Origin of the sequence: Chitinophaga sp., from assembly GCF_039596455.1 — a bacterium.
GTDB lineage: Bacteria > Bacteroidota > Bacteroidia > Chitinophagales > Chitinophagaceae > Chitinophaga.
Map to the genome: position 1 here is coordinate 107,559 of NZ_JBCNJR010000003.1, position 22,343 is coordinate 129,901.

The 22,343-nt window shown below is 47.1% G+C and carries 14 protein-coding genes; 2 read left to right on the forward strand and 12 right to left on the reverse strand.

Annotation, left to right across the window (positions count from 1 at the left end; genetic code table 11):
- Positions 1-46 precede the first annotated feature (46 nt).
- The 3 genes from ABDW36_RS13340 to ABDW36_RS13350 all read right to left on the reverse strand — a co-directional run bounded on the left by ABDW36_RS13340 (position 47) and on the right by ABDW36_RS13350 (position 4,009).
- On the reverse strand, positions 47-799 hold the full coding sequence (locus tag ABDW36_RS13340; protein ID WP_343702404.1) for a response regulator: 753 nt from the start codon (positions 797-799) through the stop codon (positions 47-49).
- Positions 792-2,621, reverse strand: coding sequence for a histidine kinase (locus ABDW36_RS13345; protein WP_343702405.1), 1,830 nt, complete (start codon positions 2,619-2,621; stop codon positions 792-794). Before ABDW36_RS13345 ends, ABDW36_RS13340 begins: the two co-directional genes overlap by 8 nt.
- Before the next feature lie 197 nt (positions 2,622-2,818).
- Entirely contained in the window at positions 2,819-4,009 is a 1,191-nt protein-coding gene (locus ABDW36_RS13350; RefSeq protein WP_343702406.1) for a multiheme c-type cytochrome, read from the reverse strand.
- A 332-nt stretch (positions 4,010-4,341) separates the two neighbouring features.
- On the opposite strand from ABDW36_RS13350, the gene ABDW36_RS13355 reads away from it, so the two are divergent.
- Positions 4,342-5,850 (forward strand): thioredoxin family protein, encoded by a 1,509-nt coding sequence (locus ABDW36_RS13355; protein ID WP_343702407.1) that lies wholly within the window; start codon positions 4,342-4,344, stop codon positions 5,848-5,850.
- A 97-nt stretch (positions 5,851-5,947) separates the two neighbouring features.
- On the opposite strand, the gene ABDW36_RS13360 is transcribed toward ABDW36_RS13355, so the two are convergent.
- The 3 genes from ABDW36_RS13360 to ABDW36_RS13370 form a co-directional block, all read right to left on the reverse strand.
- Complete coding sequence (locus ABDW36_RS13360; RefSeq protein WP_343702408.1) at positions 5,948-6,988, reverse strand: hypothetical protein; 1,041 nt, start codon at positions 6,986-6,988, stop codon at positions 5,948-5,950.
- A gap of 53 nt (positions 6,989-7,041) precedes the next feature.
- Entirely contained in the window at positions 7,042-7,302 is a 261-nt protein-coding gene (locus ABDW36_RS13365; protein WP_343702409.1) for a DUF6520 family protein, read from the reverse strand.
- 174 nt (positions 7,303-7,476) lie between these two features.
- Complete coding sequence (locus ABDW36_RS13370) at positions 7,477-7,905, reverse strand: MauE/DoxX family redox-associated membrane protein (protein WP_343702410.1); 429 nt, start codon at positions 7,903-7,905, stop codon at positions 7,477-7,479.
- An 835-nt stretch (positions 7,906-8,740) separates the two neighbouring features.
- On the opposite strand from ABDW36_RS13370, the gene ABDW36_RS13375 reads away from it, so the two are divergent.
- Positions 8,741-9,790 (forward strand): IS481 family transposase, encoded by a 1,050-nt coding sequence (locus ABDW36_RS13375; RefSeq protein WP_343702411.1) that lies wholly within the window; start codon positions 8,741-8,743, stop codon positions 9,788-9,790.
- A gap of 286 nt (positions 9,791-10,076) precedes the next feature.
- Here the strand turns inward: ABDW36_RS13375 and ABDW36_RS13380 are convergent, their stop codons facing one another.
- The 6 genes from ABDW36_RS13380 to ABDW36_RS13405 form a co-directional block, all read right to left on the reverse strand.
- Positions 10,077-11,537, reverse strand: a complete 1,461-nt coding sequence (locus ABDW36_RS13380) for a RagB/SusD family nutrient uptake outer membrane protein (RefSeq protein ID WP_343702412.1) — start codon at positions 11,535-11,537, stop codon at positions 10,077-10,079.
- A gap of 10 nt (positions 11,538-11,547) precedes the next feature.
- A complete protein-coding gene (locus tag ABDW36_RS13385; protein ID WP_343702413.1) occupies positions 11,548-14,853 on the reverse strand; it encodes a SusC/RagA family TonB-linked outer membrane protein in 3,306 nt (1,101 codons plus the stop codon).
- Between the two features lie 177 nt (positions 14,854-15,030).
- A complete protein-coding gene (locus tag ABDW36_RS13390; RefSeq protein ID WP_343702414.1) occupies positions 15,031-15,624 on the reverse strand; it encodes a sigma-70 family RNA polymerase sigma factor in 594 nt (197 codons plus the stop codon).
- Positions 15,625-16,084: 460 nt separating this feature from the next.
- Positions 16,085-17,209, reverse strand: a complete 1,125-nt coding sequence (locus ABDW36_RS13395) for a FecR domain-containing protein (protein WP_343702415.1) — start codon at positions 17,207-17,209, stop codon at positions 16,085-16,087.
- Between the two features lie 180 nt (positions 17,210-17,389).
- A complete protein-coding gene (locus ABDW36_RS13400; protein ID WP_343702416.1) occupies positions 17,390-19,120 on the reverse strand; it encodes an alpha-L-rhamnosidase C-terminal domain-containing protein in 1,731 nt (576 codons plus the stop codon).
- A gap of 9 nt (positions 19,121-19,129) precedes the next feature.
- Positions 19,130-22,309 (reverse strand): glycosyl hydrolase, encoded by a 3,180-nt coding sequence (locus ABDW36_RS13405; protein ID WP_343702417.1) that lies wholly within the window; start codon positions 22,307-22,309, stop codon positions 19,130-19,132.
- Positions 22,310-22,343: the final 34 nt, after the last annotated feature.

Genomic DNA, 22,343 nt, shown 5'->3' on the forward strand with positions numbered 1-22,343 from the left:
CAACAAGCATTGAGCAGTTGACGGGAACGGGTGAGCCGTTGCAGCCTTATTTACCCGGCTGCAGCTTTTTCAGGAGCATTTCCTTGCGGGAACGGGATACGTCTATACTGGCGCCGTCACTCATCAGCAGGCTGCCGCCCTCTCCCCTGTTGTACTTGCGCACTTCTTTCAGGTTCACAAGATAAGAATGGTGTACGCGGAGAAAGTGGTGCTCTTCCAGCATTTCTTCTATTTCTTTCAGGGTGCGGGAAATGATGAGCTTCTGGTTGCCGGTGAGGTTGAAAATGGTGTAGTTGCTGCTGGAGCTGCAATACAGGATGGAATCTACCGGTATGATCTGCAGCCCTTCCAGGGTGGGCAGGGCAATACGGTCTACTTTGGCCGGCTGCAGCTGCTGGAAGCGGGAGAGCAACAGCTCCATTTGCTGCTGGAGGGAACCTGATTTTTTTTCCGTTACGCGGGCCACTGCCGCCTTCAGCTCCTGCGGGTCTACCGGCTTCAGGAGGTAGTCCAGCGCACTGAAGCGGATGGCCTTGATGGCGTACTGGTCATAGCTGGTGGTGAAGATACAGTCGAATGAAACCGGGTGCAGCATTTCCAGCACTTCAAAACCGCTGAGGTAAGGCATCTCAATGTCCAGGAACACCAGCTGCGGCTGCAAGTCACGGATGAGCTTCACGGCTTCTTTGGCGTTGTTGCATACGGCCATTACCGTTACATCAGGACAATGTTTTTTGAGCAAGGTAAGCAGGGCCTGGGAAGCATAGTGCTCATCGTCTACGATCACCGCGTTAATCATGTACCTGTTTGTTTTTGATCTTTAAAATTACCGAAGTTCCCGCTACTTCCCCCTCGCTGTTCCTGATATCTTCCGTTACGAAGGAGGCGCCAGACAGGTCATCGTTAAACAGCGCCAGCCTTTCCGCGCTGAGCCGGTTGCCGAAGGAGGCCACCTTTTCTACCGGGGCAGACTTGTAGGCCGCCGCCCTTTCCCGGCCAATACCATTGTCTTTGATAGTACATACCAGCACATCATTTTTCATGCTGAAATGGATGCTCAGGCGGCCCTTGCCGTCTTTATGCAGCAGGCCGTGCCAGATGGCGTTTTCGCAAAAGGGCTGTAAAATGAAAGACGGCACAAATATCATGGAAGGTTCCACGCCCGGTTCAAACTCAATGGAGTAGTCAAACGCCTCCTTGAACCGCAGCTGCTCCATGTTCAGGTAAAGGCGCAGCATGGCCAGCTCCTCTTCCAGGGTAACGGTGGTTTTCCCCGCGTTCACCAGCACGGTGCGGATGAGGCGGGAGAAGCGGGTAAGGTATTCAGACGCCTTGTCACTCTCCTCATTGAGAATAAAGTGGTTGATGGAGCTGAGGCAGTTGAAGATAAAATGCGGGTTCATCTGCGCCCGGAGCGATTTCATTTCCAGCTCCGCCGCCCTTTGCTGCAGGCTCAGGTTTTCGTTCTTATACCTGAGGCTGATGATGAAGAAGGCAAAGAGGCCCAGTATGCATACCCCGGCAATGCAGAGCACCAGCACGTTGCGCTGGCCTTTGAGCCTTTCCGCCTCCGCCTCCTGCCGGAAGCTGAACATTTTCCGCCTGAAATTATCTGTTACGATGGAGTCTTTCAGGGCCTCCTGCTGTTTATGGTAGGCCAGCGCCCTGCTGTTGTCTCCTTTTGCTTCGTATATCTCCGCCAGCAGCTCATAGGCTTTCTGGCGCGGCTGGCGGGCGCCGCCCTGGGAAGACTGTTCCAGGGAGCCGTAGGTCATTTTCAGCGCACTGTCCAACTGGTGGCGCACCAGGTATACTTTACCCAGGCCCAGCATGCTGCCAATGATGATGTTGATGTCTGTGATGCGGCGGGCTTCCTTGTGTAAGGAATCGAAGTATCGGAAGGCCAGGTCGTAATTCTTTTCCTGCAGGTAGAGGTTGCCCAGGCGCATGCGCACCAGCTTGCGGCCGGCGTTGCCTTCCAGCGCCCTGGCGTAGAAACCTTTGGCCTCTTCCGTGCGGCCCATGGCTGCGTAGAGCTCTCCCATGCGGTGGTACAGCTCCCGGTAGGGGTACTCCGCCCGGGTGGGGCCCAGCTGCTCCGCCCGGCGGTAGTAGGCCAGGGCCGTTTCAAAATCTCCCATGCTGCGGTAGAGGGCGCCCATCTGCACCAGGGAGAGCACGTAATTGAAGTTGTTTTTGCTGCCTTTATAAAGCTCCAGCCCTTCCGTTGTGGTTTTGAAGGCTGACTCATAGTCACCAATATCGTCATAGATGTTGCTCAATATACGCAGGGCGGTAGCCTGGTCCATTTTAGCGCGGGCGCGGCGGAAATACTTCACGCTCAGCCTTACCGTATCAGCCGCTTCGTGGAACCGGCCGGTGTACCAAATAGCCTGGCCCAGCCCCAGCAGGGAGTGGGCGTAGAGGAAGTCATCTTCCAGCTCCAGGGCTATCAGCCGCGCCTTGTGGTATTGTTCCCAGGCCTGTGTTGGTTCATAACGCCACAACGCCCGATTACCCGCGTGAACGAAGCCCCAGCACAACTCTTCGTTTTTCTTATCGGCCCATGACGGTTGAGCGGCCAGGCAGGCCAGCAGCAGCATGCATAAGAATCGGTACATATCAGCAATAAAGCTACCAAAAACCGGGCAATGTGGCCGGGCAGGATGATTAATTGGGCGGGTTGAATGAGCAGGGTGCGGGAATTTGTTGTGCGGCTGCGGGTTGGGTGAGGTGGTGGTGGCAATTTGTTTGATACCTGCGGTTGGGTGAGGCGGTCATGGCAATTTGTTGTGTAGCTGCTGGTTGGGTGAGGTGGCTATGGCAATTTGTTGTATACCGCAATCAGGTGCGTGCGGATAGAATCAGGTGTTGGGCTTTTCTGGCCGTTGGTGAGCAGGGCTATGGAGCTGGAGGGCAGTGCCGGCATGTGGCAGTCTATACAGTTCTGCTGCAGGGTTTTGGCGGGCAGGGCCTTATTGGTGCAGAAGTTGTGGCTTTCCGGCTGATGGCAGCTCATGCAGCGTTGGGAGAACAGCTGCATATCCGTGCGCTCCGTTACGTGGGGGTTGTGGCAGGAAGAGCAGTTCATGGTTTGCCGGCTCTGGATGAAGCACTGGCTGGCCGCCAGCAGTTGGTACTGGTTGCCGTGCACGTCCATTTCCGAAGGTTTTTGCGGGAAAGGCACCGTGGGCAGCAGGTATTCCGCCAGGGCATCTCCCGGTTTGAAGGCGAAGGGGGATTTCTGGAAGGGTTTGAGGCCGGAGTGGCAGAGGGCGCACATATCCAGTTGCCGCATGTTGCTCAGGGTATCTATGGTGACCATATAGCGGGCTTCCTTCACCTCCGGGTGTTCCGTATGGTATTTCACGTGCTCCGCGGCCGGGCCGTGGCAGCGCTGGCAGTCTATGCCGGCTATCATTTCCCGCTTTTCGAACTTTTCCACCTTTTGCACGCCGGATATCTCGTCTTTTACCGTTACGGCGGAACTGTGGCAGCCGAAGCAGGTGCTGGGGATAATACGGTCAAACTTGGGGTGATCTGCCGGGAAACCGGGGCTGTTGGCCCAGCTTTTTGCCGGTACAAACCAGGAAATAGGCAACTGGAAGTACTGCCCCTCCTTCCAATACAAATATGTTTGCGCCTTTCTGCCGGAACCGATGGTGATGTCAACCGGCTGTTTCTCCGTTTGGCGGCCGTTGGTGTAGACGGTTTGGTAGAGGATGGTGTCTTCTTTTTCCATTTTTACGGCAACGTTGTTCCCGAAATGGAAGGTATTATCGGCTGCGGTGTCCGGGGTTTTTAGGGATGAGGTGTTGGCGTGGGCGGTTCCTGCATAGGACTCGTAGATCTCTTTGTGGCAGGTGATGCAGGTGGGGGCTGTCGCATAGAGGGGGCCGCGGGGGTCGGCGGGTTTGGGCGGGCGGGTTTGGCACCGGGAGAGGATGGTGACGGTGAGGATGAGGGTTGTTAGGAGGATGAGGTGGTATTTGGTCATATAAGTACTCAAGGTAACAGAATTTGGACAAAATCAGGACGATATTATTCTATAGCGATCAGAGAATATCGAATATCAATCCATTCAATCATAAAACGTAGCTCAGAGTTAACAATCGCAATTCACAAGTCAATCAAAAGTAAAATCCAACTCCCCTTAATAAAAAAAAACTATCTCTTTCACCCTTTTTCCCTCTTTATCTATCTTCTTTGATAGATATATGATAGTCGCCAACAGCTAACCTTTTCAGTTTTCGCTGTTCGTTGCTGCACAGTAGTAGAAACCAAGTGCTGCATTCAAGAACAAAAAGGCAAGGGTGCCTATCTATGAACAAATGTGATCTCATGAAAAAAAAATATATATCGCTCATTTTATCAATGTGTTTCAGCCACTTTGTCTTTTCGCAAAATGGAGTAAGTCAGGAATTGTCTGAAACGAATAACAATCTCTTAACAAGCGGCATGGCGAAGTATCCAAAAAATAGAGAAAATACCACTTTTATAGGGGGGAAACTAGATGGCTATCATCCAAACTGGGATACACTGAAAATCTACTTTTGGACGGATCATATTTATGGTCATGTCAAGGGAGGAGCCTTGGAATTTGATATGCCCTTGTCACCGTCAGGAGAATTTCGACTTGAACTACCATTGAAATCGGGAACATGCAGAATCTCTATACGTGAAAAAAGAAGTAGGTATATTTTAATGAGTCACCAACTGGTAGAGCCTGGCGATTCAGTGCTAGGTCTTTTCAAGTTCGAGAGTCAATCGAATGTCAAATCCTCCTACATTGGTATTGGCCAAGCCAAGTATAATATTAGATCGAAATACTTAGCAAAGCAAAGGTTATCAATTCCCAATCCGGATTCTGTTTTGTCTCGTGCCGACTCAATAATAAGAAGTTCTTTATTAGTTCTGGATAAAACAGTGGATCAGCTGTCTCCAATCGCATACTCTATTATAAAAGCTGATTTGATAGGTGAAGAATACTACTACGCCTGCAAAAACTTACTAAATATTTGGTCATCCGGTGATAGCACTATGAAACAGCTATGCCTTACAGCATTTAGTAAAATCTTGTCTAAAACACCACCGGCGTCGAATAATATACTTGTGGAATCGGTGGGCTATTCAGACTTCCTCTATGAAAAGAATAAATTCAACTTAATAATAAATGGAGGGGGACAGCAAATGACATTTAAAGACCTCTTTGCCTACATAATAAACAATAATCGTTCTGAAATAAAAGAAAAATTGATAATGTACGCTTTGATTAATGGTGCAGACCACTATACTCTATTCAAAGGAATTGACCCAACTGATTTTGAGTATTGCCTTCAACAGGCGGAAAAGATAATAACCAAGACTAAGTATCAAGAGCTTCTATCTGTGATGACACAATCAACCGTACGCGGAAAAAAAGCATATAACTTTTCCCTACCCAACCCACAAGGGAAATACGTTACGTTAGATAACTTCAAAGGGAAAGTGGTCCTTCTCGACATCTATGGCCCCGGTTGCAGTGCATGCATAACATTTAAAAATAACTTTACAAAAGTTGTCTATCCACAATTACTGAATAAACAAGATCTTGTCGTAATAGCTGTATCAACGGGCGAAGATAGAGACAGATGGTTGAAAGAAATTACATTATATAGCAGTTGGAAGAACATTAATCTCTATACAGAAGGGAAAGGATACAATCATCCATTGGCAGACTTCTACAATATAAATGCTGTACCGAGAATCATCATCATTGATAAGCAGGGACATCTCTATTCGGGTACAGCCCCCCTACAAAGCGACAAGATACTTTCAGTGTTAAATAAAGTATTGGCCCTTCCTATTTAACCCAAATCACTCATTACAAAAAAGACACATGATATGAGATATCATCTACATGAAACTCACCAACGACCTAAAAAACAATCTTAGTGCAGGTGATGCACTAAAAAGACAAGCCATACTCAATCAGATAATTCCCAAAGAAACCAGTTAATATCTTATTATGAACCTTAAAATCTCTTAATCCATGCCCTTTGTAATTTGGCAAATAAAAACTCAATACATATTTTCCTTCGGCCAACGAATATACATCAACAACCGAATTATCTAAAAACACACTCTTGGACTCATTATCTCCCTTGAGCGCAGAATTAATATACAAATATCCATCAGACACGCATGACAGTTTATTTACAAATTTTGGTGGCTTGGTAAATGTCACTCTGTTTTCGCCTTTAATAGTATCAATCGCAATTTGCGCATTACGAATAGTGTCGATCGTCTTCCCTATTCGGACTAAATTCAAATTTGTATCAAGACATAAATATTCGTTACGATAGTAATATATATAAGCTAATTCATTACTACCATTATCATACCGAAGCATTCCATCGATGGAAAAATTTCCTCCACCTTGTATACTTAGCAAACTTTCATTCTCATAAGTGCTACTCTCAAATGCATTTTTTTTTGCCAATATATTTCTATTAACTCTAGTCGAATACTTCCGCATTACAATTGATGACTTTGAAACTGGCACCGCACTTTCAAATTTTGGAGCTGAATAATTGATTGAAAAACAATCAAGATTAGGTAATCTACATGTGATAATAGAGGGTTCTATACCCTCAACAAGATAAACATCGGGATATTCAACAAATATCTTTACTGCTTTCCAAGCAATCTTAATGGAATCAGAAACATGAACTTTAAAACTATCAACAACTTCAAGCCCAAAATTCATACGCTGAATCTCCTCTGACAAGTAATAGTTCGCAATAAATATACCTGAATCACACATGCCAGCCAGATAGTATCCATCATGTTTCGATTCCTTCACAGCTATTTGCTCAACAATGCCTCTCTTTATATCACGACTAAATCCATTTTCCTTATTACTAAAAGAATACAGAGTGTATAATGTGAAGACAACTATCACTCCAAACACCAGGCACGCCAGTAACTTTACCAGTAAAAGATTCATACTCTTTCTTATTAAGTAAAAAGTCGGATGGGATTCCCCATCCGACTGAACAATTATTGAATTCTTTGAAAACGAGTTTGCAAAGATTCTGTGGTGCAAGGATTATCCACATTCTCAACATAAACCTTTCCGTCAAACGGAATTTGGTTACAAGCGGGACCCTCAATAGTAGAACAAAGAGGAACACAAGGAGAATCAGCTTGCAACTTACCGTATAAATCGGTGGGTAACAGTGAACCGGATTTAGAAGCAAAAGCAGCTCCAACTGCAAGCACAACAGCTAACGCTGTCATAGTTATCTTTATACTTTTCATGGTTACATACTGCTTTTTAGAATCAAAAAGCAATTGAAAAACTTTGGTTAAGAAATATGGGTTTTTCGTCTAAATCCTCCGATGATAATTGAGGAGAATCGGCCAGTTTGCTAATCATCAAACTGGTACTGTCAGACTTGCAATTCTGGCAGTTATTGTCGCGACAATTTTTATCTAGAAAATTGCTTGTTTTCTGGGATGCGCATGATTACCTAAAACTATTGCGACACCAGTTAACAAAACGAATCCAATGTTAAAAAAAACATGAGCTGTCCAGCCCATTTGACCAATAACGCCACCACATGAACAAGGAATCCTATCACTAAAATTCAATATAACAATAATATAAGCAGTAAACATAACTAGCAACGTGAAAGACGCATACAATCCAATAACCTTAGTTCTAGGAACTAATAGTAAAACGGTCAGAACTATTTCTACCAGCGGAACGCTGAAAGCGACAAATCCAGAGATATTTGCCAATAAGGGTGATTGTCCAATTGTAGCTTTAAAACTACTATAATCAATTATCTTAGAAACAGCAGTATAGAGAAACAGAACTACTAAAAGAAGACTTATGGTTTCAATAGTTACCTTTCGCATAATTTTTGCATTGAATACTTAATTGTTCAAACTAAAAGTTAACAGTGGTTAAACTGGGTTTACGTAGTCATTTTGGCTCATGTACTCAGAAGCCAGGTCTAATTAAATGATCACTTCAACTCTATCAAAGCAGAGTTAGCCCTACTCTATAAATTTCAACATAGATGGATCACTCTCGTCAGGAATATAAAGTTCAGAAATCAAACTGCAATTAACACGCAGTGATAAAAAATTCCTAACTACAATTCCTTTTGATAACATCATATAATAGCAGAGAAACATAAAGCACAGTAATGAATCCGAACGATATTCAACAAATCCTCAAAAAAAATTGACTTAAATTCGAGGCTGTTCGGATACCAGTGTTCTATAAATCTGCTGAGAAAAGCCCTTCTAAAGATTTGGATCGGGCTTTAAATTGTAACTGGCGTTGTTACAATAGCAATAGACAATCTTACCTTTAGCCCGCCTCGGATTAACATCTAATTTTTCAAACAAGGCTTTTTCATTTCAACTGTGGTGTAGGATCTGTCTAGTTGCGACGCGACCTGTATACTTTAAAATGCGGCTGAAAGCATTGAAAACCAAGTCGGGAGTAGGGAAGATTCGGCACTGCTAAGGCCTGGCTATCGTCCTGAAATGAGTCTAGAAAGAAAAAACAATGCACGGAGTAATTGAGACCCATCATCAGATTGCCTGCTACGTTAGGACTATCAAAGGAGGAGTAATATCTATTGGCAAATTTCAATAAATTGAAATAGCTACGATTTAATCTGACAGTTAGGGTTAATTTTAAGTAACCACACTTTCAATCAACCCTTTAAAACTGCCAGACATGAATGTAGCAGCTAAGTTAATCAAAAACAAGGTAGGCTTACTCAGATTAGCCGAAGAATTAGGAAACGTATCCCAGGCGTGCAAAATATTCGGTTATAGCCGGGATAGCTTTTACAGGTACAAAGAACTGTTTGATGAAGGAGGCGAAGCCGCCTTGCAGGAAATCAGCCGAAAGAAGCCCCTTTTAAAGAACCGAATTGAGTCTCAAATTGAGAACGCCGTTATCGCAATGGCTACAGACAATCCTGCTTATGGCCAGCTCCGGGCTAGTAATGAACTTCGCAAGCAGGGTGTTTTTATTTCACCAGCAGGTGTACGATGTGTCTGGTTACGGCACAATCTGGAGACCTTTAAAAAGCGTCTGAAGGCCTTGGAAACCAAGGCCGGCAAGGAAGGCCTGGTGCTAACCGAGGCCCAGGTTATTGCCCTGGAACGAGCCAAAGAGGAGAAAACAGCGCACGGAGAGATCGAAACGCATCATCCAGGTTACCTGGGAGCGCAAGACACCTATTACGTAGGGACTATCAAAGGAGTCGGCCGGATCTACCAGCAAACTTTTATAGATACCTATACCAAGGTTGTTTTTGCCAAGCTGTATGACCGCAAAAATGCCCTTGTAGCAGCCGATATGCTCAATGACCGTGTAGTACCCTTCTACGAAGAATATGGTATTCGCCTATTGCGGGTTTTGACCGACCGGGGAACAGAATACTGCGGCGCCCGGGAGTACCATGAATACCAGCTCTATCTGGCTCTGGAGGACATTGACCATAGCAGAACCAAGGCGAGAAGCCCCCAAACAATGGTATTTGCGAACGGTTTAACCGGACTGTTCAGGACGAGTTCTTTGCCATTGCATTCCGGAAGAAAATCTACAATACGCTTGAAGAAATGCAGGCAGACCTTGAACTCCTGGCTTTATGACTACAATCATAAGCGGACACACACCGGAAAATACTGTTTCGGCAGAACACCTTTCCAGACTTTTGAGGAAACCTTATCTTTAGCAAAAGAAAAACAGCTGGACGATATACCGCCAGCTGCCTAAATATTTTTAACCCGACTGTTAGATCAAATCGGAACTATCACAAATAAATACATATGCAAAGGTCGCTTTTGCCTAGCTCTATAGCCCCAATGCATTTGTAACAGTCGAACGCCCGATGATCGCATCATTTTCTTCTACGAAGAATATAGCATTCGCTTGCCAAGGGTTTTGTTTCGACCCACAGCGAAACAGACTGTATCTTTGAAAAAAAGTATGGACAACATACGCCACCTGTCTAATATTTTATCCCAGCTGTTATCAAATTCGGTACTATTAAACAAAAATTTTAATTATAGCCGGGATTTTGTGGTTGTAAATTAGGATTTCTATCAATCTCAGTCTGTGGAATAGGATACAATTTGTATTCAGGCTTCCATTCCCCTCCTTTCAGATGAGTAATTGCAGGCATTATTACATCAGCCTTTCCAGAACGTTTTAAGTCAAACCATCTATGTCCCCATTCCGTAAACAATTCGGCAGTCCTTTCATACTCGAGAGCTGTCAATGCTTCCTCCTTTGATAAACTTTCTGATAACAAAGGCAGGGGATTAGGTACTGTTGTTGTTGGGGTTGCTCTAGCCCTATTGCGCAGGATATTCAAATCAGAAACTCCTTCGTTGATCCTACCTAGATTAATTTTTGCCTCCGCCCGAATAAGATATTGCTCTGCCAAGCGCATTACTACATGATACTCTGTAGGTGGCGTCGCCGCTGTTGGTAAAAAACGTACCTTATACTTAAATGGGAAATAATAAGTTTGTCCAGCTGAAGTGACGCTACCTATCCAACTAATCTTTCTCCTATCTCCTGGTTCAAAGACATTCACTTGATGATCACTTAACGACACGTTGGACGGAACAGAAACAAGTATAAATGTCAATCCATCATAACTATTATACTGAGGAATAACTGGCTGCAGCGACCAAATTACTTCCTTACTGTTCTTTAGAAAAACTTCATTTAGTTCCAATAGGGAAAACATAGATGTTTGATTTATGACAAGATCAGCCTCTTTCTCCGCATTTGCATAATCTTTTATATATAAGTATATACGTGCCAGCAAAGCACTTGCGACATACTTAGTTGGCCGTACCCTTTCAGTTGTCTTGACATTTGCAGCATCAAGGTAATTGCCATCCAACCCTTCTTTAGCATCTGACAAATCCAAAACAATTTGTCTATAAACCTCTCCTGCACTTCGTTTACCGGCAGTACTATTAACCTTGTAATCAGTCGAAAGAACTATTGGCACATCGCCATATAAGTTTACTAGATAGAAGAGACAAAGTCCCCGGATAAATTTGGCTTCACCTTCAAGTTGCTTTTTTACAGGTAGAGAAAGCTGCTTGGACTCATTCAGTCCCTCTAAAATTGCATTCGCATCATAAATATATTTATACAAATTAACCCATAATAAATACGACGATCCATTATTAGCTTGTAACGAATTTGTATAAAATTCTCTTTGAGAAATATCTATTGAAAAATTCTGAAGTTCATCTGAAGAAAGGCCGCATAATAAAGAAATACTACCGGAACCACTTGCAAACCTAGCGCTACTGGATTCAATCATTCCATTGTAAACCGCTAGAACCGCTGAAGTAGCAAGGGCATCGTTACTAAATACTGAGCTAGAAAAAACACTGTTAGGAGGTGCTTCTATTTCCAAAAACTTTCTGCATCCAACTTGAAAAATTAATAAAAAAAAGACGGCATAACGAACCATTAAGCAAAATAAATTCTTCATTTCTAACAATTTATAGCGTAACTTGAATACCTGCAACAATAACCTTAAGCGGTGGCAAGCCGTTATTTAACGTCTCCGGATCCAGACCTTGATACTTCGTAACGGTAAATAAATTTTGAGCTTGTACATAAACTTTAAACATTTGTAGGCCTATTTTTTTGTTTAGTCTATCTGAAAAACCATATGAAATTGCGAGATTGCTTAATTTTAAGTACGAAGGATTTGAATATTTATTGCTCCCGTTAGCAATACTCCTGGACCATGCAATATATGCCGGCGATGAGGTTCTTTGGGTAAATTTTTGAAATGATCGAATATCTCCATCTTTCGTCCATCTATCTAGCACAATTACTGGTTGATTGGACATCATACCGGGCGCATAACCAGTTGTAGTGAGATTATAGTTATTTCCAACCTGTTTAACAAACTGAAACAGAAATTCAAGGCTCCACGTTTTATAGTCTATACTATTATGTAAACCTCCGTACAACTCCTTTGAAGGATTAACCAATGATATCCGATCAGTTGAAAACGATGGGTTTGAAGTCGGGTTCCCTTTTATATCAACAAACTCATAAACTCCCGTTGACGGATTTACCGTTCTGTACAAATAGACACGCTGAATTGATAACGGCTCACCAAGTACAAATTGATTGGCGTAACTTGTATTTTCAAAATTCGGGAATCGAACTAATTTATTTCTGGGAACAGTTAGGTTCAAAGAAGTCTTCCATGAAAAATTCTTATTAGCAACGTTGATGCTTTTAACTTCTACTTCAACACCTGTATTTTGCACGACGGCTGGCAAGTTTGATGTCACTCCATTAAATCCCGTAATGTTGGGCAACGGATAGTTTACTAGTTGATTCCCCGATCTGTTTCTGTAATAATTTAAAGAGAAGAAAAGATGCTCTTTGAAAAAACCAAGCTCAATCGCCGCCTCCATCTTTTTGTTTATTTCCCAAGCATAGTCTGGATTAAACAATCTGTTTGAGTACAACCCTTTATCACCCAAGTACATTCTAGTTCTAGATATCCATAAATCCCAAAAACCATAATCAGAAATCAAATCATTTCCAGTTGTTCCATAGCTCATCCTGAGTTTCCCAAAGTTCAGAACAGAAAGATTTTTTTTAACAAAGTCTTCGTTTGAAAACAACCACCCTATGCCAACTGCACCAAAATTTGCAAATTGCCTACCTGGGCCAAATCTGCTTGAACCGTCTCTACGACCTGTAATGTTAAGTAAGTACCTACTATTTAAGATATAATTTACCCTACCAAAAATTGCTAAATATCGGTATTTACTATAGTCAGAGTTTGCAATGAAAATGCTTTGTGCAGACTTAATGTCTTTTAACTGTGAGTCATTAGTATATCCGGTAGCCGAAATGTTCGTGTTTTCTCGAACATTCTGCTGAATAGTTGAACCTACTAGCGCAGTAAGTTTACCTTTTCCAATCCCCACACTGTATTCGGCTTGTGGTTCTATGATCCAAGTCCTAATTGAAGCATTGGAAAAATCAGTAGACCCGGTTTTTATTGTCCCAAATGGGTTCAATGATGAAATAGGTATAGTATTAGTTTCGTCTAATGAAGTTCTAGTATATCCAAAACTTGATTTTAAAGTAAGACTAGGAAGTATTTTATAGCCAACAGTTGAATTAAATATTGTATTGTATGCACTTCCGTTGTACTTCTTTTTTATTTCTGAAAAAGGATTGACCCAAGTATTATTTTGCCAATTTAATGACCCGTCTTGATTATAGGCATTTGGCGCAACAGGAGGAAGGCTTATGGCCATATTTGTTAAATCAGCACGAATTAAATTATTATTATCTATAACATAATTACCGGTAAATGCAGCGGTAAATTTATCATTATTCGATTTGTGATTTATACTGAAATGCAGCGAGTACTTTTGATCAGAAAAAGCCCCCGGGAAAACTGTTGTTTCACGATAGTAGCCCGCGCCAAATAGGAATTGAGTGTTTGTTGTACCTCCTGATGTGGAAACTCTAGCATTTGTTAATCTTGATGTGCCTCCAATTAATTCATTTTGCCAATCTGTATATCTCGTTGTATCCCACTTAGTCAAATCATTGACACCAGAGGTGCCCGGTGTTAACAAAACCCCATCATTATACAAGGCTTCATATCGCATATCCAGATACTGTCTGGTATTAAGCAAATTCAATTTTCTTCCAATCTGCCCAAATCCTTGATACAGATTCAAATCAACTTTTGTTTTTCCATTCTTTCCCTTCTTAGTAGTAATTAAGATAGCTCCATTAGCTCCCCGGCTTCCATAAATTGCCAAAGCATCTGCATCTCTTAGCACTTCAATACTCTCTATATCACCTGGTGAAAAGTAATTTAAGGGGCTTCCACCGGCAATAATCGTTCCACCGCTTTGCACCAGAGTATTCGATACATAGGGAACACCATCAATAATATAAAATGGCTCATTTCCCTGATCAATACTATTTCTACCTCTAATTTGAACATTAAACCTGCTTCCTGGTAATCCGCTGGTCTGAGCAATCTGTATACCCGTCACTCGTCCTTGAATAGCTGCCAATGGATTACTTATTGGCTGTGTTTCTATCTCTTTCGATGTGACCCGTCCAATACTTCCAGTTAGTAATCTTCGGCTTACCGTTCCATACGCAATTACCACCTGTTCCTCCAAAGCACCAACAGCCCTTCTTAATTTCACAATCAATGTTTCAGACCCATTTATTCTAAATTCCTGCGGTTCATATCCTGTGTAGCTAACATATACTAAAGACATTTTCGGGACATCTGATAAAATAAATCCACCTTGACTATTGGTTGTTGTGCCTTTCTTTGTTCCTTTAATAACAACTGTTGCACCAGGCAATGGATAACCCTCTTCAACCGTCACCGTGCCTTTTATGGTACCCCCATGAGGTATGCTATCGGTTGCAGAAAATCTCTCAATTTGAGAGGCTGGCTTGCTATCCTGCAAAATCACAATCCCAGCCCCCCTGATCACCCACCGCAAGTTCCGCTTCCCCAGCAACTCCCGCAGCACGTCCCCCAGCTGCTCCCGCTTGAAATCCACGGACACCTTCTCCTTCTTGTCAATCAACTGCGTAGAGTAAGTGAATGAAAAACCGGTCTGAGCCTCTATCCGGAGAAAAACATCCTCAATGGGAGCATTGCTCACCTTGAGGGTAACCAGCGCAGCACTGTCCTGGTTGGCAGCGGCATGTACCTGTATGGTGAATGCCATAAGTGCAATAAAAAGCCATTTCCCTGGGAGGGAAGCCATGCGGTAGAGAGACTTCATCGAAAAGGTGTTTGCTAGTTCTGAAAATTATTTACTAAGTCTTAGATGAATTACATAGTCTACCGGGGTGAAAGACTATCATACATTTTCAAAAGAATTTGCTGTTTTCTAAAAAAAGCTCTAAAAAGACGGGAATTCTTTTGAATTTTCAAATGTTTGTTCAGTACAATTAGCACGCTAAAACTTAATAAACATTACCACCAAAGCCACTTGGAGAAGACTTTGAAAATAAGCCTCATACTTCTCAATGTTCTTCCTGGCAAGGCGCAGATGCGTCTTTACCGTATTCTTGCTAACGTTCATGATGGATGCAATATCGTTGTAACAGTGTTTTTCGACATAAGCCAGCCGCATGGCGGTTTGCTGCTGGTCGCTGAGGGTGGAAAGGATTTTGTCACGAAGGGACTTCTCATATCCTTCAATAGCGGGCTGGTAAGTGACCGGCTCCCCGGAGTTGGGGAACGCGGCATGTTCATCCATAAAAAACTGTGTTTGGTACCGCCGGAGGCGCTTCTGTTTGTTCAGATGAATAATGCATAGGTTATGAATGCCTTTTTGCAGGTAATACTTGAGCTGTGTAACCTGCTCCCATTTGCTGAAACGCAACACATGGTTCACAAAAAAGTCCTGCACCATTTCTTCGGCCTCCAGCCTGTCTTGCAGTATCTGGTAAGCCCTCGCAAATAACAGTTTCGCGTACTTCCGGTAAACTTCGCTGTAGGCTTCTTCCTTTCTTTTGGCCAGTCCTTCTAAAATAAGTACATCTTCCATACCCTGATGACGAGGTTAGATTTTAGTTAAATTGATGAACGGGGACGAACGGATGAAGTAAATCCGATAATAAAACTCAGGGATCGTTTTGGAATTTTTGTCAGGGCTACTTGCGAGAGAAACGAGTCTAATGGTTCCGTTTTCTACAACAATGATGAATTAACATTTCATTGTTAAATACGACTGCAATATGTTAATTTCATTATTCACTTTTTGTTAAGCTAACGTTAACATAAGGCCGCCCATACAGGGTACACTTCTCCAAGCAATCCTCCGAAAACAGCCACCACAAATAGATACAGCCAATTGTGGAAAAATACCTGAAAAATAAAGTTGGTTTACTTCACCCTGTTTTTGAGGCGTTTTTACAAAAAAATACCAGGCCTGGAAAGGCCCGGTGTATTTTTATGTGCTAAATGTACTTATAGAACTATCAGGGGAAAAGAGCCCTGTTGAGCTTTTATTTACAGTGCAATACGTTGTTTTCCCAATACATTTCCACCTGCCCGGTCTCATTCAAAACATCTATTACCTCCTGCACAGGCCGGTTGCGGTAAAGCTTCAGCCGGAATTTCCGCCCTGCCACATCCGCATTGTCCATCACCACCTTCACATCGTACCACCGCTCCACCATGGCGGCAATTTCCCGCATGGGGCTTTCTTCAAAATAATATACGCCGCGCCGCCACGTGATGAGGTCGTTATCAAAAGGCTGCACCTTTATCTGCTCCTCACCCCGTACCACGGCCTCTGTACCGGGCTTCAGCTCCACCTGCCGCTCCTCTGCGGCCACGGCCACCTTGCCGTTTACCAGTGAAGTAGTGATAATGCCCTGGTTATACGCATTCACGTTAAACTCAGTGCCGAGCACGGTAATATGGGTGTTACTGGTGTGCACAATAAAAGGCTTTCCTGCATCCGGCGCTACCTTGAAATAAGCTTCGCCTTTTATGTACACCTCGCGCTTTGCATCATTAAAATGGAAAGGAAATTTGATCTCTGAAATACTATTCAGCCACACCACCGTACCGTCTGCCAGCTTCACCTGGAAGTCTAGCCGGGGCGGTACCGTCAGCGTGTTCCAGCCGCTGCCGCCGTCTGCCCCGCCATTGTATTCCAGCTGCCGGTTGTTGGCGGTAAGGGTGGCATTGTCAAGATGAATGGTTTGCCGGCCGCTGTCATTCAGCGCAATTCTTTTACCGTTGGCCAGCTTCAGGGTTACACCGGCCGCACCGCCATCTGGGGCCGCCATTCCGGGATCTGCTGCATTGCGGGGAGAAAGCAGGAACCAGGTAGCACCGGCTGCCAGCAGCAGCACAGCTGTAACTCCGGTGAACAGGTTGCGGCGCTTCCGCTGCCGTATAATTGCAGCCTCATGCTGAATAAGTTCGTAACTGCGGGCCTCGTCAAAATTCCCCATGGCCTCCAGCGCTTCTTCTTTCGGCACCGCCTTCCGCACCTCTTCCCGCAGCCTGCGTGCCTCCTCACTGGTGGCCAGCAGGGCATCCAGCTTCTCCTGCTCCTCCGGCAAGAGAATACCGTAATGCTCCTTGAGAATGAGTTCCTGAATTTCTTCGTGGTCCATAAAAATTACCCGGCTTCTGTACTATGACGCTATTTTCATATGCACAGGGTGAACGGCAAAGGAAAGTCTTTTTTTATTTCAACGGTCAGATTGACAAAAAAATTGTCACAAACCTGTTTGCATAACAGGGAGCAAGATATTGAAACAGAACTGATTACTAAACATCCGCAAATTTGTTTGTCAGCGGATGATGGTAACACCGCGGGGAGCATTCACGGAAGTTTTCACCTGGCCGGCGGTATTTTTTTCATGCCGCACTTTTACCAGCCCATAAGGGGTGGGAAACGTGCCTTCGGCAAATTGCAGGTCTCCCAGGTGGGGCCTGATCCTGATCTTGCGGCAGCCGGGTGCGGCCACCTGTATGCCCAGCACATGTTCCGTCAGCCAGGGCGTGGGGCCGGCAGCCCAGCCATGGCACAGGCTGTGGCGCAAGCCCTTGTAACAATAGGCGCCGTAGTCTGCATGAATGTCTTTTTCACCGGGCCGGGGCAGCTCGTCTATACGCCCGGCGCCGGGTACCCACTGCAGGTTAAAGTCTTCCCAGAAAGTGGTGGCGCCCAGGTTGAGCATAGCGCCCCAATAGCTGCGGATGGCATCCATGGCGCCTTGGTAATTGCCGGCGCGGGCCATGGCCTGCAGCATATAGTAGCCGTAAAAGGTGGAGAAGTTTTCAGCGCCGTTCACGGAAATAATGGATGAATCCATCTCCCCCGGCCTTGCCAGGCCAGACAAAGCCATCAATGCGGCGGCCTGTTTGCTGTGATTAGGATCGGGCACATGGCGGCGCAGGCGGTTTACGGCACTGTCACAAGAGGCGGCGGCAGCGGGCTCCTGCAATACGCGGCACAACTCTGCTCCGGCCTGGAGGCTCCATATCATCATGGCTTGCAGGCCGGCGTGCACACCTTCAGGGTTTTCGCTGGAAGGCCAGTCAAGGAAGCGGTGGCCGTCCAGCTTTTCGCTGTTATTTTCATCTATGTAGCTGGCAATGTGCTTTAGCAGCGGCAACAGGTAAGCCTTCTGTTCCCGCAGGTAACGCAGGTTGCCATGGTGGCGGTACCAGTCACGGTGAATGATGACCCACCACATGGAATAGGTGCTGATGCCATTCATCCAGCCGGGCAGCGGCGTAATGTTGCGCACCAGGTCAAGACTGCGGGGCACTACTTCATTGTACCCGAACACGGCGCTGATGGCGGAGGTTTCAGGGTGCAGGTCTCCTACCCACACCAGCCTGTCACGCTTGATGCCGTCCCATAAATATTCCTGCATGTTCAGATGTACGGTGTAGGCGCCGGTCAGCCAGATCTTGTTGAGCACGGTATCGCTGCAACGGAAAGAGCCGAGGTACGGAATATTGCGGTAGCTGAAAATGGCGCGCGCTTCTTTCAGCAGCAGCAGGGGAGCATTATCTGCCACGTCTATGCGTACAAAACGGAAACCGGTATTGCCTATTTCCAGCTTGCCCAGCCATGGTACGGCCACCGTCATATCCCGCATGGCGTGATCGTTGGTGGCGCCTTGGAGGGTATCAATATCGCTCATGGCCTCACTGGCAGATTCCCCAAAACGGATGCGCAGCTTCACGGGCTGATTGCCGGGCCACATGCCGGTAACGAGTTGCAGGCCGCCATGGAGCTCTGTACCAAAATCAAGCAGGATGGAAGCCTGGGTGCTGCCGTCTGGCCGGAAGGCGGAAACATTTTTGCCTACAAGGTCTGCCTGGCCATTGCCGGGCTTCAGCAGGTTTTCAGGCTGCGTGATGCGCCCGGCCTGCCAAAGAATGCGCACGGGTGAAAGATATTGACGGGTGATGGTGGTGGTTTCCGCAGACCGGTTGAAGATGGGCGGTAACTGCGCCTGCGCATGCAGGCAGCACAGGGTGCATAATATAATGATGATGGTTCTCATGCTGATGTTTTAATAGCTCACGGCCTGCAAGGTTACAGGCCCCAGCAGTCCCGAGGCTTCATAAGTGCTGGCGGGTTTGTAAGGGTTTACATTGGTCCAGGTGGTGCGTTCATGGGCAGGCAGCTTGCTGTCTCCTATCAGCCGGTTCACCCAGGTGTTGGCCACGGCAATTTCGATGGTGTTGGCGCCGGGGCGTACCAGCTCTGTAACGTCTACCTGCCAGGGGGCCGTCCATGCCGTGCCTGCTTCCCGGCCGTTCACTTTTACGCCGGCAATTACCTTCACGGCGCCCAGGTGCAGGTACAGCCGGGCGCCGGCTGGCAGTGTTGCGGCGTTGAACGTGACGGTGTAAATGGCGGTACCGGAGAAGTTTTGCACGGCGGTATCTTTACTCCAGTCCCGCAAACTCGCCCACATGTACTCCTGGCTGCCGAATTGCACCTTCCAGGGGCCTTGTATGGTTTGCAGCACATCGGGCTGCGGGAAATTGGAGCGCACGGTGTTAGCGGCTTTTCCTGCAGGCATCTTTGCCGCGGAAACTTCTCTGAACACCACAAACCCGCTCTGGAACGGCTCCAGTTGCAACGGTACGGTGGTACCCTGCTGCCCGGCGGTATAGACAGGCAGCGGCCGGTGCTGGCCGGTAACTGCATCCCACCACTCCGGCTGGCGGCCACTCACCCGGAATTGGGCGCTGAATGAAATACTGCTGTCTTGCTGGTTGGTAACGAAATATATTTCTTCTGCGGGTGTGCTGCGGTGGGTGTACAACACCGGTACGGCGGCGGGCGCTTCAAAGTCCGGCCGCAATTTAATAAGCGCCATTACTTCCTGCACGCTCATGCCGGAGGCTATGATGCCTTTGCCATAACGCGCCCATTTTACGCGCTGCCCGTCTACTTTCCCCCACAACGTTTTTGCCAGTTGCTTCACTTCCCTGTCTGCAGCCGGATAGTTCTGCAAACTGGGCGAGCGTTCCGGCGCTGGGCCCAACACAATGCCTCCGGCAGCTACCAGCGCCTGCAAACGCCTGAGCAACTCCGGCCGCATGGTGGTCAGCTTGGGTAATACCAGCAGGCGGTACTGCATGCCGTCCGGCAAGGTGAAGCGGCCGTTCTGTACCTGCAGCCTGGTTTGTATCACCTCCGCGTTGATGTAATCAAACCCGTAGCCCGGCGGCAACGCGGGGTCACGCACGCCGGTCATTTTGGGTGCGTCTTCTCCAATGAAATAAGCCACATCATTGACCGGCAGCCCTTGCTGCAGCAAAAAGTTGCAGCGGCGGATGTAGTCTACAAAAGCTTTTCCCAAATAGAACCAGGTGTTCTTCCGGTTAAACTCCGTGCCGAAGCCGGCGTTGACGCCGGGGCTCCTTTCTTCATAAGGTTGCTGGATGTATACATGCAGCAGCGTGTGGTTCACGCCTTCGGTAAAAGACCAGTCACCGCGCTTTTTGAGCAGCGCAGGGTAACGCTGGTAAGCGCGGCCGCCGGCGGTGAAAGATTCTGCGGATACTTTTCTTTTGCCATAGATATGCGCGGCGGATGAGGCGGCCTTGTTCTCGATGCTGCCCAGGTCTCCTTCGTTCCAGAACTCCCCGCCTACTTCGTCAGACTGGCCGCCGTATTGCAAAAACTCACCGGGGAAGCCCCAGTGGCCGTAATTTTCCAGCCACACCCGCAGGCCGTTCCGGTGGCTCAGCTCCCGCAAACCGCCTACATAATCATATGCCACCCGGTCTGCCACCATGCGCCGCAGGTCCCAGAGGAAACGGTCGCTTTGGTCTGCGCTGCCAATGATGTGCCCGGTTAAAACGGGCAGCCATGGCAGCGGGTCATACCCGTATTTTTTCCGGAAGTCTGCGGCCATGCCGTCTGTCCAGTTCTGGGAGCCGGTTTCATAACTGTCTGCCACTACGTATTTTAAAGCGCTGCGCTCCGCCGCGGGCATGCTCTGCTGAATTTTGCCCACAAAAGCGTTGAAGTGAGCGGCCAGCGCCTGTTTGTTCATTTTGTCCACCTCCGGGCCCGTGCCTTCGGGTACGGCGGGTGAGTTGTTAACGCCGGTAGGCGCCATGCCGAAGCGGATGATGTCCCACTCACCCGGCGGCACGTTCCATTGCAGGCTGCCATCCGGCTGCAACCGGCGGCTGAGGTCTACCACCTTTGCGGGTGCGGTTACGGCGGCATCGGGTTCCGGGGAGGGCGCCCACTGGTATTCGTTCCATAGCGGCAAGGGCGTCTGGAACATTTTGGCGAGTTGTTTTTCTATGTAGCGCTCTACCCTGGGCGCGGCGCCCAGCGTAATTTCCGCGAAACCCATTTTGCCCCGCACACCGGTAAATACCAGCCTGAAGGCATGGCCCTTCACTGCCGGGAAGGAAATGGCCACAGGCCCGTAAGGCATGAAACCTACTGCTTTCTGGGGGTTGCTGCGGTCTACGCTGAACTGCCTGACGCTGCGGTACCGGCCGTTTTCCAGCACCTGCAATTCACAGCTGGCTGAAAAAGGCGCCGGCGCAGGGTACAGCACGAGGCTGCGGATGGTGACGGCGCCGGGGGCGCTGAGGTCAAGCGTAGCCGCTTTGGTACCGGCCGGGAAGAACGCAACGCTGGCGGTATCTCCGTCTGTCATATGGCCGATGTCAGGAATAGTGGCATCCGCCCTGATCTCTTTTACGGACTGATTTTCCTCCGCCGGTACGGCCAGCACGGCCACATCCTGGAAATGCGGCACGGGGAGCTGTAAACGGCTATTGAACTGCTGCGGCCCTTTTACCCGCTGCACCACCGGCGCCAGGTAACGCATGGCCTGCTGCGGCTGTACCCAGGGGCCGCCGGATTGGCTCCAGCCGGGACTGTTGAACAGGCCGATGTCTATGCCCAGCCTGCCTGCCGTGCGGATGGCCAGCCGGGTGATGCGCCACCAGTCCTGGCTGAACATTTTCACATTCCCGTACGGCGTTTCCGCGGCATTCATCCCGATGTTGCCGATGAAAGCGCGGCCGATGCCGACGGCGGCCATGGCCTCCAGGTCTTTCACCACGCCGCTGTCCGAGATATTATCACTCATCCAGTACCAGTAAATGGAGGGTTTCACGGAATCAGGCGGATGGGCAAAACCGGGGCCCAGCGAAGAAAGGGACTGCCCGGCGGCATGGAGGCATAGCGCCGCAAGCAGGCCCGTCAATATACAGTAGCGGAAAATAAACATAGGAAGCAGA